A 13,731-nucleotide genomic window follows, 5' to 3' on the forward strand; every position below is an offset into this window, starting at 1 on the left:
TCAGCGGGCGGCGCGCACCATGCGCACGATCGCCAGGATCGACGCGCCGATCAGCCCGACGATCCCGAGCACGAGCAGCGGCCCACCGCCGCCGAGCACCACCGACCAGCCGATCCCGAGGTAGACGACCTGCAGGAACAGCAGCGTCCAGACCATCAGCCGCTCCCCCTCGCGGTACATGGTCTGGGCGTTGCTCTCGGTGACCTCGACGGGATAGTTGAATGCCCGCGGATGGGCGGAGATCGCCGCGAGCGGGAGCGACAGCAGCAGCATCACCCCGGCGACGACCAGCAGCGACCACTTCGGACCCCAGTCATCGGCCTCGCCGCCGGGGCCGAAGTGGGTCACGACGGTCTCCGGAAGGGTCGGGTAGACGGTCAGCAGCCAGGCGGTGACCGCGACCATCGCCAGCACGGCGACCCACCGCAGCACCCGTGTTGCCGGTCCGGTGCGGTAGGTCCGGGCGGGCCGGTCGGCCTTCGTCGTGGGGGTGCCCGTCATGCGCGCCTCCCGCGATGGGACCGTCGGACGCCGCGATCGGGTTCGACGTCGGCCCCTACCCCCTCGCGCTCCTCGTGACGCAGCGCCTCGTCGAGATAGGGCAGCGCGTACTCGACGAAGCCGCGCCCGGCGGGGCGGATCAGGTCGTCCTCGATGAGCCGCTCGCGGTAGGTGGACTGGTTGCGCGGGTCGATGCCCATGCGTCGGGCGATGTCGCCGACGGCGCTCGGCCCCTCGTCCTCGAGCATCGCCCTCAGGTACTCGCGCTTGCGGGCGCTGAGGCCGCGCAGCGCCGGGCCGTGGACGTTCTTGATCATCGCCGCGACGACGGCGTCCCGCGCACCGCGGACGTCCTCGACCTCGATCACCTCGGCGTCACCGCTGTTCTGCCAGGCCTTGGAGCCGATGAGCTGGATCAGGTAGGGGTAGCCGCGGGAGATCTCGCCGGCGAGCACCGCGGCCTCCGGGGTGATCGACTTCGCGGTGTCGGCGACGGTCATCCGGATCGCCTCGGCGGCGGTGCCGACGTCGACGCTCCCCACCTCGAGCCGGTGCGCACGGCGCAGGAAGGTGGTGCGCTCGTGGTCCAGCAGCGCATCGACCCCGGTGCGCACCCCGGCGGCGAGGAAGGCGACGGCGTGGCCGGAGCCGATGAGGTCCTGCACGTGCTGGGTGAGGGCATGGAGCTGGTCGCGATCCACGGACTGCAGCTCGTCGAGCGTGATCAACAGCCCGCCGCCCTCGGCCTCGGCGAGCTCGGCCAGGCGGTCGAGCACGACGGCGAGCGGCTCCCCCTCCCCCTCGTAGCGCTGGACGATGTCGCGCTGGGCGGAGACGTTCATGACGCGCGCGGAGGTGAGGCGGGAGGTCTCCGCCTCGGGATCGATCTCGCGCAGCCGGGAGATGGCCTGGCCGCGCAGCTCCTCGAGCAGCGAGGTCGAGGAGGTGTGCATCCTGAGATCGGTCCAGCCCGCCTCGAGGGCGAGCTCGCGGAACTCGGTGAGCAGCACGGTCTTGCCGGCGCCGCGCTGGCCGGAGATGAGGATCGCCCGCGCCTCGGGCACGGTGCCGGCGAGCGCCGCGGCGAACTCGTCGATCGCGATGTCGCGGCCCGCGAGGATGATCGGCGTGAGGCCGAAGCCCGGGGTGAAGGGATTCGTCATGGAGCCATCGTGCCGTGTGTGTCGGTGTATGTACAGGGCGGCGCGGGGACGGGGCAGTGCGGACCCGCTCGGCAGCGCCCGGCTCGACGAGGCGGCCGACGGGGGCCGACGGAGCACTCCCCCACATTCACAGAAATGGCCATTTCGCAATAGTCACTCCATCGAATCCCGAAAAGCACCCATGGCAACGCTCCTCGATCCATTTTCACCCCACCCTCACCAGGCCGCCACCGGTCCGCTCGTCCGCCGCCCCAACAGCCCCACCCACAACTCCACGCAACACCCGAGCACCCGCGCCACCTGCAGACACGCCCTACCAGACAGGTCCGACAGTCGACCCCGCCCATCCACACACCCACCCCTCCCACCCCTATCTCCCCTCCACACACCTGGGTTATCCACAGATCCATCCCCATTGCGCCCCAGGCCTTCCCTGGTGGCGCCCTCACGAATATCCTGGAGGCGTTACGCGATGGAGCGATCCGGCATTCTCCCGGGCAGAGGAAGGAGGGGGGCACGATGGGCGAGTTCGACCAGCCAGGTGACTGCGCGGCACAGCTGTCCGAGCACGGTGCGGCGCCGTCAGCACAGCGGGCTGCCGCCGCGTCCTCCGTCGGCCCCGCCTCGATCTCGACGTCGGCCCCGACGTCGCGCTCCGGCACCCTCCTCCCGCCCGTGACGGTCCCGGAGCTGCCCGCATGGCGCGCCCGCGCCCGTCGGCCGCTGACCACGGAGCGCATCCTCGAGGAGGTCGGCGAGGGGACCGTCGAGTCCGGGCGGGTGATGGCGCTGCACCGCACCGCGCTGACCCGTGCCCGGCTGTACGCCCATCACCTGCGGCTGCTGGAGACCTTCTTCCGTGAGGACCCGGAGGTGCAGGGCCGTCCCGAGGACGCGGACATGACGGCGCTGAAGGTCGCGGCCGGACTTCGCTGCACCTACAACCAGGCCTGGAGCCAGGTGCTCGATGCGCACCGGGCGGTCGAGATCATGCCGCTCACCTTCGAGTACCTGCGCCGCGGCGATCTCACCGAGGCGATGCATCAGATGCTCCTGCGTCGGGTGCGGCGACTGACCGACGAGCAGGCCTCGCAGGTCGACGCCCACATGGCGACGATCGAGCTGCCGTCCGTCTCGCTCGACACCTTCTCCCGGCACCTCCGTCTCGCCGTCGAGCTCGCGAGCGCCGGCGCCCTGCCGGCCCCGCCCTCGCAGAGCCGCGACGTGGAGATCGTCGACGTCGACTCCACCACCGGCACCGCCTCGCTGCTGGTCACCGGCCCGATCCTCGAGATCAAGGGGCTCGCCCACCGGCTCGACGTCGCCGCCCGCGACGTGCAGCGAGCCCAGCGCGCCGCCCTCTCGGACGGGACCGAGGGGCCGCTGCCCTTCGACCTCGACGGGAACCTCGCCGAGCGCGGCGCACCGCTCTCGCTGCGCACCCTGCGCTACGCGATCCTCGCCCACACCGTGCTGGACACCGCCCCGGTGCAGGAGACGGCCTCGCCGTACAAGCTCCTGGTCACGGTGCCGGTGATGACGCTGCTCGGACAGGACGACGCACCCGCCATGCTCGAGGGCACCACCCCTATCCCCGCCGAGCTCGCCCGGGACCTCGCGGCCGGGGAGAGCGTCTGGACCCGGATCCTCACCGATGCAGTCCGCGGCACGCATCTTCCCGTGCTGCCCGAGACCTACCGGCCCAGCGCCGCGATGCGGCTGCAGCTCCGATTGCGCCACCCCGTCTGCGCAGCGCCCGGCTGCACCCGCCCGACCGCGACCGCCGCGGAGGACGACCACATCCTCGAGTACGACCACGAGCATCCGGAGCGCGGCGGCCCGACCTCCCTGGCGAACCTCCATCGACTGTGCTGGCAGCACCACCAGATGAAGACCGCCGGCCTGATCGACCCGACCCGCGAGCCGGTCGACGACAGCGCGCCCGCCCGGCCGCTCACCACGCACTGGACCCTGGGCGAGGACCTGCGCACCACCACCGAGGAGGCCACCGACCTGCTCACGCCGCACACGGTCAGGCTCCTCGAGCATGCCGCGGCCGAGCACGAGCGCCGAGCCGCCGAGGCCCGCAGCCTCCACGCCGAGGAACAGGCCCGACCCCGCGCGGAACGCGTCGCCGAGGACCGGCGGGCCGCCCTCGCGAAGGCCGCCGGCCGGAAGATCATCCCTCCCGGGAACCCGCCGCCGGATCTCGGCGATCCGCCGTTCTGACCACCTCGACACCCGCCGCGGCCAGCTCCTCCTCGAGCTCCGCGACGCCCGAGGGGTGCACAGCGGCCGTCATCTCCCGCAGCACCCGCACCGACGCGCCGGCCTCGCGCGAACCGAGGGCCGTGGCGCGCACGCAGAAGTCGTAGGCGAGGCCCACCACGTCGATCTCGCAGCCGGGGACCAGCGCCTGCACCGACTCGCCCGTGCCGATCACGATCCCCTCGAGCACGCTGTACGAGGGGACGCCGTGCCCCTTGTGCACGACCTCCCCCCGGTCCTCCACCGCTGCGATCGCCGGATGCAGCGCCGCGCCCTCCGTGTCCGCGACGCAGTGCACGGGCCAGGTGTCCACGAAGTCCGGCGCGGCCGGCGGCACCGCGAAGTGCCCGCCGTTGTCGGTGTCCCCGCGGTGCCAATCCTGGCTGACGAGGATCCGGTCGTAGTCCCCGCCGTGCTCGCGCACGAACTCGGCGATCCGCTCCGCGACCGCGCCGCCGCCGTCGACGCCGAGCGCACCGCCCTCGCAGAAGTCGTTCTGGACATCGACGATGATCAGCAGGCGCGTCGTCATCGGGGGCTCCTCGCAGCAGTGTGGGACCGGTCCGTTCCAGCGTACGCAGGCGAGCTGGCAGAATCGCGGGCATGTCTTCTCCTCAGCACTCCGCCGCAGCGTCGCGGTACCGATCCCTGCTCTCCCCGCTCGACCTCGGCCCCTTCGAGGTCCGCAACCGGATCGTCATGGGGTCGATGCACACGGGACTCGAGGACGACCCGTCGGACGCGAAGAAGCTCGCCGCCTATCTCGGCGAGCGCGCCCGCGGCGGCGTGGGGCTGATCGTCACCGGCGGCTTCTCCCCCGACCGCAGCGGCCGCCTCACCCCGCGCGGCTCCCAGGCCGACGCCCGCACCCTGCGCGCCCACGAGCTGATCACCCGCGAGGTCCACGAGGCCGACGGACGGATCGTCCTACAGCTCCTCCACGCCGGCCGCTACGCCTTCCACCCGCTGTCCGCCTCGCCGAGCGGCGGGAAGTCGCCGCTGTCCCCGTTCCGCAGCCGACGCCTCACCCGGGGCGGGGTGCAGCGCACTATCGACCACTTCGCCGAGGCGGCCCGCCGCGCCGTCGACGCAGGCTACGACGGCGTCGAGATCATGGGCAGCGAGGGCTATCTGCTCAACCAGTTCCTCGCCCCGGCCACGAACCATCGCCGGGACCGCTGGGGCCGCACCTCCGAGGGCCGGCGCGCGGTGCCGCTCGCGATCGCCGCCGCGGTGCGGGACGCGATCGGGGACGACGCACTGCTGAGCTACCGCATCTCCCTGCTGGACCTGGTGCCCGAGGGGCAGACCTGGACCGAGACCACCGCGCTCGCGCAGTCCCTGGTCCGCGCCGGGGTGGACGTGCTCTCCACGGGGATCGGCTGGCACGAGGCCCGAGTGCCCACCATCGTCACCTCCGTGCCGCGCGCCGCCTTCGCCGAGCAGACCCAGCACCTGCGCGAGCTGGTCGGCGTGCCCGTGGTCGCCTCGAACCGGATCCACGACCCTGACGTCGCCGAGCAGGTGCTCGCCTCCGGGCAGGCGGACCTGATCTCGATGGCGCGCCCGCTGCTGGCCGATCCGCAGCTGCCGAACAAGCTCGCGGACGGCCGCGCCGGACAGGTCCTCGCCTGCATCTCCTGCAACCAGGCCTGCCTGGACAAGGTGTTCGACGGGAAGCGGGCGAGCTGCCTGGTGAACCCGCGCGCCGCCCACGAGACCGAGCTGGTGCTGACGCCGGTGATCGAACGCCGCATCCGGAAGGTCGCCGTCGTCGGCGCGGGCCCGGCGGGGCTCGAGGCGGCGCTGGCCGCCGCCGAGCGCGGCCACATCGTCACCCTCTACGAGGCGACCGACGAGATCGGCGGGCAGCTGCGGCTCGCGGCACGGATCCCGGGCAAGGAGGACTACGCGCAGGCGCTGCAGTCCTGGCGGATGCGGCTGGCCGCGGCGGGCGTCGGGATCCGGCTCGGGATGCGGCCGACGGCGACCGAGCTGCAGGGCTTCCACGACGTCATCGTCGCCACCGGCGTCGCGCCGCGGGAGATCGCTCTGGAACGGAGCGGCGGGCCGGAGGTGATCAGCTACGCCGATCTGCTCGAGGGCCGTGCCGAGGCCGGCGAGAAGGTCGCGATCATCGGCGCGGGCGGGATCGGCGTGGACGTCGCCGAGTACCTCACCGCGCCGCGCCCCTCCCCCACCCTGGACGTCGGGCGCTGGCGGGAGCACTGGGGCGTGGTCGACGCCGACTCGACGCGCGGCGGCGTGATCACCCGCCCCCGCGAGGAGGCGCGGCGCGAGGTCCACCTGCTGCAGCGCAAGGAGACGCGGATCGGCGCAGGGCTCGGCCGGACGACGGGCTGGGTGCACCGGGCGGAGCTGCGCCATGCCGGCGTGATCCAGCACCGCGGCGTGACCTACGAGCGGATCGACGAGGCGGGCCTGCACATCACCGAGGACGGCGAGGCGCGGGTGCTGGATGTCGACACGGTCGTGGTGTGCGCGGGGCAGGTCAGCGTGAACGCGCTGGCCGACGAGGTGATCGCCGAGCGGCGCGGCCGGGCGCCGCGGGTGCACGTGATCGGCGGGGCCGACGTCGCCGCGGAGCTCGACGCGGAGCGGGCGATCCGCCAGGCCGTGCAGGTCGCGGCGGGGCTGTAGTCTCGGCGGTCCCGGCCCCGAGGAGGCCAGCGATGGACCATCCCGATCCCACCGAGACCCTGCAGCGCACGATCGCCCTGGCCACCGCCAACGTCGCCGACGGCGGCGGTCCGTTCGGCGCCGTGGTGCGCCTGACGAGCGGGGAGCTGGTCGAGGGCGTGAACCGGGTGACCGCCACGAATGATCCCACCGCCCACGCCGAGGTCGCCGCGATCCGGGAGGCCTGTGCGCGCAGCGGATCGCCGGAGCTGCGTGGCGCGGTGCTGTACTCGAGCTGCGAGCCGTGCCCGATGTGCATGGCGGCCGCGCTCTGGGCGCGGCTGGACCTCGTGGTGTTCGCCGCAGGCCGCGGGGACGCCGCTCGGGCCGGCTTCGACGACTCCGCCTTCTACGACTACTTCGCCCGGCCGGGCCGCCACGCCGTGCTCCCCGTCGAGCAGCACCGGCACGCGGACGCGGTCGCCCCGTTCGACGCGTGGCTCGCCCACGAGGGGCGCACCGCCTACTGACCCGCGAGCACCTCCCGGGCGATCGGACCAGCGGTGACTGAGCCGTAGCTGCCGTCCTCGACGAAGGCGGCGACGACCAGGTCGCCCTGGGCGACGATCACCCAGGAGTGCAGGGCGAGCTCGCCCTCCTCGTTCGTGTACTCCGCGGTGCCGGTCTTGCCGATCACCGGTTCCCCGGGCAGGTCCGCGAAGTCGTCGAGGCTGCCGTCGGTGACCACGCCGCGCAGCATCTCCTGCATCTGCGCGGCCTCCTCCTCGGTGAGCGGGGTCGGGATCTCGGGGGCGGCCGGCTCGGAGTCGGCGAGGATCCGGGGCGTGACCGTGGAGCCGTTCTGGACCGAGGCGAGCACGGTCGCCATGGCGAGCGGGGAGGTGAGCACGCGGCCCTGGCCCATCATCGCCGCGGCGTGCTCGACGCCCTCGTCGGCCGGGTCGATCGAGCCCATGAAGGCGTCGAGCCCGGCCGGGGCCTCCTGGCCGATGCCGAGGGTGGTCGCGGCGTCGGCGAGCTCGGCCTGGGAGACGGTCTCGTGCTGCAGCAGCAGCGCGGTGTTGCAGGAGTGCGCGATCACGGAGCGCAGCGGCATGGTGCCGAACAGGGAGGGGTCCATGGAGTCGGCGTTCTTGAAGGAGCGTCCGGCGACCGAGGCGGTCTCGGGGCACTGCAGCTCGGTGTCGGGCGTGACGCCGGCGCGCAGCAGCGACAGCGCGGTGACGGTCTTGAAGGTCGAGCCGGGCGCGTACTGGCCCACGAGGCCGACGGGATATGACTGGCCCGTCGGCCCGAGCGCCGCGGCGAGCACGTCGCCGGTGGAGGCGCTGAGCGCGATGACGGCCGACGGGGAGTCCTCGTCGGCGATCGCGGCGGTGGCGCGGCGCTGCAGGTCGTCGTCGAGGGTGGTGCGCACCGTGGTGCCGGCGACGGGATCGACCTCGTGGAGCGGGCGCTCCTGCTCGCCGCCGGTGGCGACGATCTCGAGGCCGGAGGTGCCGAGGATCGCGTCCTGCTCCGCGGCGAGGACGCCGCCGGTCGCGACCTGGTCGCCGGCCTGGATCTCGCCGCCGGAGCTCTCGACGTCCTCGGCGGTCGCCTCGCGCAGGGAGCCGAGCACGCCGGGGGCGTAGTCCCGTTCGACGGCGAGGGGGCGCTGCTCCTCGAGGGCGTGGAAGCCGGGGACCTGGCCGGCCCTGGCGAGGTCGTACTCCCCCTCGTCGCTGACGCGGATGGTGAGGGCGGGGACGAAGGCCTCCTCGCCGGCACCGGCGACGGACTCGGCGTAGCGGTCCGCGTCGGTGCCGAGCGCGGCGGCGAGGTCGCGGGCGGAGGAGTCGAGCTGGTCGGCGGCCAGCTGGGACTTGTCCAGGCCGAGGACCTTCACGTCGCGGGGGCCGTAGAGCTGGGTGCCGTCACGGTCGGTGATGGTGCCGAGCTCGGGGTCGACGGCGCGCACGGCGAGCATCTCGCCGTCCTCGAGCTCGGGGCCGAGGGCCGCGGGGGTGAGCTGCGGCGCCCAGCCGTCCTCACCTTTCGTCAGGGTGGCGGTGGTGGTGTACTCCCAGGTCCCGGCGTCGTCCGGGAGGGTCCAGGTCCAGTCGTAGGTCGCGGTGCGCGTGCCGTCCTCGGCGTCACCGGCATCGGCCAGGGCGACCTCGGCGGTCGCTCCCGCGTCGCGGAGGGCGCCGAGCACCTCGGCATCGAGGTCGGAGCCGCCCTCGGCGAGGGTGCCGGCGAGCTGCTCGGCGGCGTCCGTGCCGTCGTCGGCGGTGGAGCGCCAGAAGGCGATGCCGCCGACCACGAGGGCGATGACCGCCAGGGCGGCGATCACGATGACGACGGGGGTGCGGCGGCGGGCGGAAGTGGGGGCCATCGGGCCATGCTCCCACCTACACTCAGCCCATGTCCCGTGTGCTCCACACCGCCCAGGCCCTCGTCGACGTGATTCTGGAGGTCGACGCGCTGCCCGCGCGCGGCGGGAACACCAACGCCCGCACCGAGCGGCGCTACGCCGGCGGGGCCGTGACCACGCTGCTCGCCGCGGCGCGCACCGGGGCGGAGGCCGTCCACGGCGGCGCGCACGGCACCGGCCCGAACGGGGACCTGATCCGCGAGGTGCTGGGGGCCGACGGGGTCGCGGTCTCGGACGTCCCGCGCGAGGACGCCGACACCGGGTACTGCGTGGTGCTGCTGGAGCCGTCGGCCGAGCGGACCTTCCTCACCGTGTACGGGGCTGAGCGGGACGTGGACTCGGAGTCGTTCGCGCGGATGGCGCCCCGTCCCGGGGACCTCGTGTGCGTCTCCGGATACAGCCTGTTCGAGCCGACCCGGGAGCCGCTGCTGGAGTTCCTCGAGGGGCTCGAGGGGGGCGTCGACGTGGTGCTGGACCCGGGCGACCCCTTCGCCACGTTCCCGCGCGCGCTGCAGGACCGGATGCTCGCCCTCACCACCGTGTGGACCTCCAACGCGGACGAGGCGCGGGCGCTGACCGACCTCGACCACCTCGAGGACACCCCGCAGGCGATCCGGCGGCGGCTGCGGCCGGGCGCCGTCGTCGTGGTGCGCGACGGGGAGCGGGGATGCCACGTCTTCCATCACGGGCGCGGCACCGAGATCCCCGCCTTCCCGCAGACGCCGGTGGACACCAACGGCGCCGGCGACACCCACACCGGGGTGCTGCTCGCGGAGCGCGCGCTCGGCGCGGACTGGGAGTCCGCGGCGACCCGCGCCAACGCCGCCGCGGCGATCGCGGTGACGCGGCGCGGGCCGCAGAGCGCCCCCTCGCGCGCAGAGGTGGACGAGTTCCTCTCCTGACCTACGATGGCGCAAGGACGGCCTCGGGAAGGAGACCATGGACGACCGCACCTTCCACGACTTCTCGGCGACGAGCATCGACGGCGAGCCGGTGGACCTCGGTGCCTACCGCGGCCGCCCGGTGCTGGTGGTCAACACCGCCACCCAGTGCGCCTTCACCCCGCAGCTGCGGGGCCTGCAGGAGCTGCACGAGCGCTTCTCCGCGCTGGGCTTCAGCGTGCTGGGGTTCCCCTCGGACCAGTTCCACCAGGACCCCGGCAGCGACGAGGACACCCGGGAGACCTGCACCTCCCAGTTCTCGGTGACCTTCCCGCTGTTCGCGAAGACCGACGTGAACGGGCCGGACGCCCCGCCGATGTGGCGCTGGCTGTGCGCGCAGAGGCCGGGGGTGATGGGCGGGCGGATCGCCTGGAACTTCACCAAGTTCCTCGTCTCCGCCGACGGGCACGTGGTCCGCCGCTTCGCCCCGCCGGTGCCGCCGACCCGCATCGCCCGCAGGATCGAGGCGGAGCTGGCCCTCCGGTGAGTTGGTAGCGTGTCTCACACGTTCCTCCCACTCGAAAGGGGTCCCTGTGGAAGGCCTCATCATCACCATCGTCGTGCTCGTCGTGATACTCGTCGTGCTCGCGATCCTCGCCGCGCTGCTGTTCGGGGGTCTGCGCACCTCTCTGATGTTCACGGTGCACACGCAGGAGGCGATCATCGTCGAGCGCTTCGGCAAGTTCCGCCGCGTCGCGCACGCCGGTCTGAACTTCAAGACGCCGTTCATCGACAGCACCACCAAGCCGGTCTCGCTGCGCGTCCAGCAGCTCGAGGTCAACATCGAGTCCAAGACCAAGGACAACGTCTTCGTGACGGTGCCCGTCGCGGTGCAGTACCGCATCCGCGAGGAGCAGGTCGTGGACGCGTACTACAAGCTGTCCAACCCCGAGGCGCAGATCCGTTCCTACGTCTTCGACACCGTCCGCTCGGCGCTGTCGGGCCTCGAGCTCGACCAGGCCTTCGAGTCGAAGGACGACATCGCCCGCAGCGTCGAGAACACGCTCTCGACCCGGATGCAGGAGTTCGGCTTCAACATCATCAACACCCTGGTCCAGGACATCTCCCCGGACTCGCGGGTGCGCGACTCGATGAACTCCATCAACGCCGCCCAGCGCGACCGGGTCGCCGCCCAGTCCCTCGCCGAGGCGGACAAGATCAAGCGCGTCACCCAGGCGGAGGCCGAGGCCGAGTCCAAGCGCCTTCAGGGCGAGGGCGTCGCCGCGCAGCGCAAGGCGATCGCGCTCGGCATCGCGGAGCAGTACGAGATGCTGCGCAAGGTCGGCATCGAGAACTCCGCCGAGCAGCTGCTGCTGATGACGCAGTACTTCGACACTATGCAGGACGTGGCCCGCAACGGCCGCTCCAACGTGCTCTACCTCCCCAGCAACCCCGGCTCCGTCGGCTCGATGGGCGAGGAGATCCGCTCGGCGATGCTGCAGTCGCAGGCCGCGGCCGAGGCGAGCCAGAATGCTGACGCTGCGGATTCCGTTCAGCGCCAGCGCGCCTCCGCCGAGCAGCGGCGCCAGCGCGAGGAGGCCCGCGCCCAGCGGGCCCGCCAGGAGGCCGAGCAGAAGGCGCGCGAGGCGCAGCGGCAGGCCCAGCAGCAGGTGCCGGACGGCTACCCCGGCGGCGACGTGCCGCCGTGGGCGCACCCCGGCAGCGCGAACCAGGGCTGACGCCCCTCTCCCGGCGTGGATCGCCCTGCCGTGAGCGATCCGCGCCGGTCGGCGCAGCTCGCCGTGCTCGACGCGCTGCTCGCCCTGGTCGTCCTCGGCCTGGCGCTCGCCGTCGCGGCGATGACGGCGTTCGCCGCGGCGATCAGCATCGGCGAGATCTTCACACCCACCCCAGACGGGGTCGAGACCATGCGGCGGGCCGAGGCCAGGACCGCATGGCTCGGCCGCCTCGCCGTGGCCGCCGGGATCCTCCTGCTCCTAGTCGATGCGCTGGTCGTCGTGCTGTCGCTGCGCCGCCTGTGCTCCGGCGACCCCGCCCGTCCCACGGCGATCCTCTCCCTCGTCGCGATCGCGACCGGATCCGTGCTCCCGCTGCTGGTGCTGCTCACGAGCGCAGACGGCGTGCTGGCGCTCCTCACGCTCGTCATCGCCCTGCCGCCGGTGCGTCTCGCACAGCTGATCGCAGGAGCGACGGCGACATCCGCCCAAGGTCGTAGCGGAGTCGAGACCGCCGGGTGATCAGCGCAGCCGCCCGCGATGATGGGCTGGGGGCATGGCCACCACCGATGAGATCGAAGACCACGCGCCCGCCCCCGCCGACTACTCCACCGAGAAGCGCCTGGCCCGCACCGCCGGGGTGACGCTCGCATGGTGGGCGCACGGCGGGGTGCGGCTCGCCCTCGCGCTGGTGCTGATGTACTACGGCGCCGCGAAGCTCGTTTTCGGCCAGTTCGGGTTCTCCGATGCGGGAGACGCCCTGATCGCCCACGGGGAGATGAGCCCGATGGGGCTGCTGTGGCGGATGGTCGCCTTCTCCCCCGTCTTCCAGTTCCTCTCCGGCCTCGCCGAGTTCGGGGCCGGGCTCGCGCTGCTGTGGCGGCGCACGGTCGTGCTCGGCGCGCTGATCGGCGCGGCCTCGATGAGCTTCGTGCTGGTGCTGAACATCGGCTACGACGTGATGGTCAAGACCCCGTCGGCCGTGTACATCGCGATGTCGCTGCTGGTGCTCATCCCGTGGATGCCGCGCCTGTGGCGCGCGGTGCTGGGACGCGGGGAGATCGGCGAGGCGCCGCGGCCGCGTCTGGTGCCGTGGCGGCCGGCGGAGCGGGTCGGGGCCGTGGCCGGGCCTGTCGCCGCCGCGGTGATCGCGGGCCTGGTGCTGTGGGGCGTGACGACGATGTACCCGCCGCGGAGCGTGGACGAGTCGGCGCCGGCCGGGGTGTGGGCCGTCGCCGAGGACACCGCCGCCCCCACCGACCAGCTCTCCGAGGACGTGCGCTGGAGCCGTCTCGCGCTCGGCTCGATCTCCTACGGCGGGGCCGCGAAGGCGCAGCTGCGCACGGCCGACGGGACGCTGCGCGCCGGCTCCTGGACCCGCGGCGAGGACGGCACGATCGAGTTGACGCTGAAGGACCTGCGAGAGGAGGGGCAGCCCGTGCAGGAGTACCTCGAGGACGAGGGCGAGACGCTCACACTGACCGTCGAGCAGCAGGCCGATGGGACGCTGCACGTCACCGGCGAGGGGCAGGACCTGATGCTCGCGCCCGATCCCTCCGGCGAGGTGCTCCACGAGCGTGGCTTCTCCTGGGGGATCCGGCCGGACGATCCGTTCAACCGGTGAGCGGCCGCCGCCCTACAGTGGCCCCATGCGTATCGAGTTCGGCTGGTCCCTGGACGGTGCGGCCTGGGCCGACGGCGGCGGGGCCGCGGGCATCGCGCGGCTCGGCCCGCGCGGCCTGGTGCAGCTGCTGCAGGGACGGCTGGGGCTGACCCGGCCCGCGGTCGAGCCGGCGGTGCGGGTGGCGCAGTACCTGCGGCTGCTCGAGGAGCACCCCCAGCCCTGGCCCGCGCGGTCCTTCGCGGTGGATCCGTGGAGCACCGCCGCGCAGCTGCTGCGCTGGCGGGATGCCGCGATCGAGACCGGGTGGAGGCCGGGCCGCAGCGAGGGGCCGCTGCCGGAGCGGCTCGCGACGCTGCGGGAGCTGGAGCGGGTCGCGGAGGTCGGGGTGGCCGGGACGCTCGCCCCGTCGGGCGCCGACGACCTGGCCGAGGTCATCGAGCTGCTCGAGGAGGCGGGCGGCGCCTGACCGCTCGGGATCGAG

Annotated in this window: 13 protein-coding genes; 9 read left to right on the forward strand and 4 right to left on the reverse strand. The window is 73.1% G+C overall.

The window, feature by feature from the left end; translation table 11 throughout:
- On the reverse strand, positions 1-501 hold the full coding sequence (locus DS079_RS03795) for a DUF1648 domain-containing protein (protein WP_126984941.1): 501 nt from the start codon (positions 499-501) through the stop codon (positions 1-3).
- Positions 498-1,664 carry an AAA family ATPase gene (locus DS079_RS03800; RefSeq protein WP_126984943.1) on the reverse strand — a complete coding sequence of 389 codons (1,167 nt, stop codon included), beginning with the start codon at positions 1,662-1,664 and terminating at the stop codon, positions 498-500. The genes DS079_RS03795 and DS079_RS03800 overlap by 4 nt, the downstream gene beginning before the upstream one ends.
- A 519-nt stretch (positions 1,665-2,183) precedes the next feature.
- Between DS079_RS03800 and DS079_RS03805 the strand changes: the two genes are divergently transcribed.
- Positions 2,184-3,893, forward strand: a complete 1,710-nt coding sequence (locus DS079_RS03805; protein WP_126984945.1) for an HNH endonuclease signature motif containing protein — start codon at positions 2,184-2,186, stop codon at positions 3,891-3,893.
- Here DS079_RS03805 and DS079_RS03810 read toward each other — a convergent pair.
- Positions 3,844-4,464 (reverse strand): isochorismatase family protein, encoded by a 621-nt coding sequence (locus DS079_RS03810; RefSeq protein WP_126984947.1) that lies wholly within the window; start codon positions 4,462-4,464, stop codon positions 3,844-3,846. The genes DS079_RS03805 and DS079_RS03810 overlap by 50 nt on opposite strands.
- A 71-nt stretch (positions 4,465-4,535) precedes the next feature.
- On the opposite strand from DS079_RS03810, the gene DS079_RS03815 reads away from it, so the two are divergent.
- Together DS079_RS03815 and DS079_RS03820 are read left to right on the forward strand one after the other, a co-directional pair.
- A complete protein-coding gene (locus DS079_RS03815; RefSeq protein ID WP_126984949.1) occupies positions 4,536-6,593 on the forward strand; it encodes an NADPH-dependent 2,4-dienoyl-CoA reductase in 2,058 nt (685 codons plus the stop codon).
- Positions 6,594-6,625: 32 nt separating this feature from the next.
- The gene (locus DS079_RS03820) at positions 6,626-7,102 is read left to right on the forward strand and encodes a nucleoside deaminase (protein WP_126984951.1); all 477 of its coding nucleotides are present in this window, start codon (positions 6,626-6,628) and stop codon (positions 7,100-7,102) included.
- On the opposite strand, the gene DS079_RS17585 is transcribed toward DS079_RS03820, so the two are convergent.
- Positions 7,096-8,970, reverse strand: coding sequence for a penicillin-binding transpeptidase domain-containing protein (locus tag DS079_RS17585; protein ID WP_126984953.1), 1,875 nt, complete (start codon positions 8,968-8,970; stop codon positions 7,096-7,098). The genes DS079_RS03820 and DS079_RS17585 overlap by 7 nt on opposite strands.
- A 29-nt stretch (positions 8,971-8,999) precedes the next feature.
- Here DS079_RS17585 and DS079_RS03830 point away from each other — a divergent pair, with 29 nt between their 5' ends.
- Genes DS079_RS03830 through DS079_RS17340 form a run of 6 tightly spaced genes read left to right on the forward strand, consistent with a single transcriptional unit; the run spans position 9,000 to position 13,716 of the window.
- On the forward strand, positions 9,000-9,911 hold the full coding sequence (locus tag DS079_RS03830) for a PfkB family carbohydrate kinase (protein ID WP_126984955.1): 912 nt from the start codon (positions 9,000-9,002) through the stop codon (positions 9,909-9,911).
- A 37-nt stretch (positions 9,912-9,948) separates the two neighbouring features.
- A complete protein-coding gene (locus DS079_RS03835) occupies positions 9,949-10,437 on the forward strand; it encodes a glutathione peroxidase (protein ID WP_126984957.1) in 489 nt (162 codons plus the stop codon).
- Between the two features lie 46 nt (positions 10,438-10,483).
- Positions 10,484-11,629 (forward strand): SPFH domain-containing protein, encoded by a 1,146-nt coding sequence (locus tag DS079_RS03840; RefSeq protein WP_126984959.1) that lies wholly within the window; start codon positions 10,484-10,486, stop codon positions 11,627-11,629.
- A 30-nt stretch (positions 11,630-11,659) separates the two neighbouring features.
- Positions 11,660-12,148, forward strand: coding sequence for a hypothetical protein (locus DS079_RS03845; RefSeq protein ID WP_126984961.1), 489 nt, complete (start codon positions 11,660-11,662; stop codon positions 12,146-12,148).
- A 34-nt stretch (positions 12,149-12,182) separates the two neighbouring features.
- Positions 12,183-13,250 (forward strand): hypothetical protein, encoded by a 1,068-nt coding sequence (locus DS079_RS03850; protein ID WP_126984963.1) that lies wholly within the window; start codon positions 12,183-12,185, stop codon positions 13,248-13,250.
- A 25-nt stretch (positions 13,251-13,275) separates the two neighbouring features.
- A complete protein-coding gene (locus DS079_RS17340) occupies positions 13,276-13,716 on the forward strand; it encodes a hypothetical protein (RefSeq protein WP_241237526.1) in 441 nt (146 codons plus the stop codon).
- The last annotated feature ends 15 nt before the right edge of the window (positions 13,717-13,731 follow it).

Origin of the sequence: Brachybacterium paraconglomeratum, from assembly GCF_003994255.1 — a bacterium.
Taxonomy (GTDB): domain Bacteria; phylum Actinomycetota; class Actinomycetes; order Actinomycetales; family Dermabacteraceae; genus Brachybacterium; species Brachybacterium conglomeratum.

Coding starts and splice junctions, on each gene's coding strand:
- DS079_RS03795 (WP_126984941.1), bottom strand. CDS start 501: ATGACGGGCACCCCCACGACGAAGGCCGACCGGCCCGCCCGGACCTAC.
- DS079_RS03800 (WP_126984943.1), bottom strand. CDS start 1,664: ATGACGAATCCCTTCACCCCGGGCTTCGGCCTCACGCCGATCATCCTC.
- DS079_RS03805 (WP_126984945.1), top strand. CDS start 2,184: ATGGGCGAGTTCGACCAGCCAGGTGACTGCGCGGCACAGCTGTCCGAG.
- DS079_RS03810 (WP_126984947.1), bottom strand. CDS start 4,464: ATGACGACGCGCCTGCTGATCATCGTCGATGTCCAGAACGACTTCTGC.
- DS079_RS03815 (WP_126984949.1), top strand. CDS start 4,536: ATGTCTTCTCCTCAGCACTCCGCCGCAGCGTCGCGGTACCGATCCCTG.
- DS079_RS03820 (WP_126984951.1), top strand. CDS start 6,626: ATGGACCATCCCGATCCCACCGAGACCCTGCAGCGCACGATCGCCCTG.
- DS079_RS17585 (WP_126984953.1), bottom strand. CDS start 8,970: ATGGCCCCCACTTCCGCCCGCCGCCGCACCCCCGTCGTCATCGTGATC.
- DS079_RS03830 (WP_126984955.1), top strand. CDS start 9,000: ATGTCCCGTGTGCTCCACACCGCCCAGGCCCTCGTCGACGTGATTCTG.
- DS079_RS03835 (WP_126984957.1), top strand. CDS start 9,949: ATGGACGACCGCACCTTCCACGACTTCTCGGCGACGAGCATCGACGGC.
- DS079_RS03850 (WP_126984963.1), top strand. CDS start 12,183: ATGGCCACCACCGATGAGATCGAAGACCACGCGCCCGCCCCCGCCGAC.
- DS079_RS17340 (WP_241237526.1), top strand. CDS start 13,276: ATGCGTATCGAGTTCGGCTGGTCCCTGGACGGTGCGGCCTGGGCCGAC.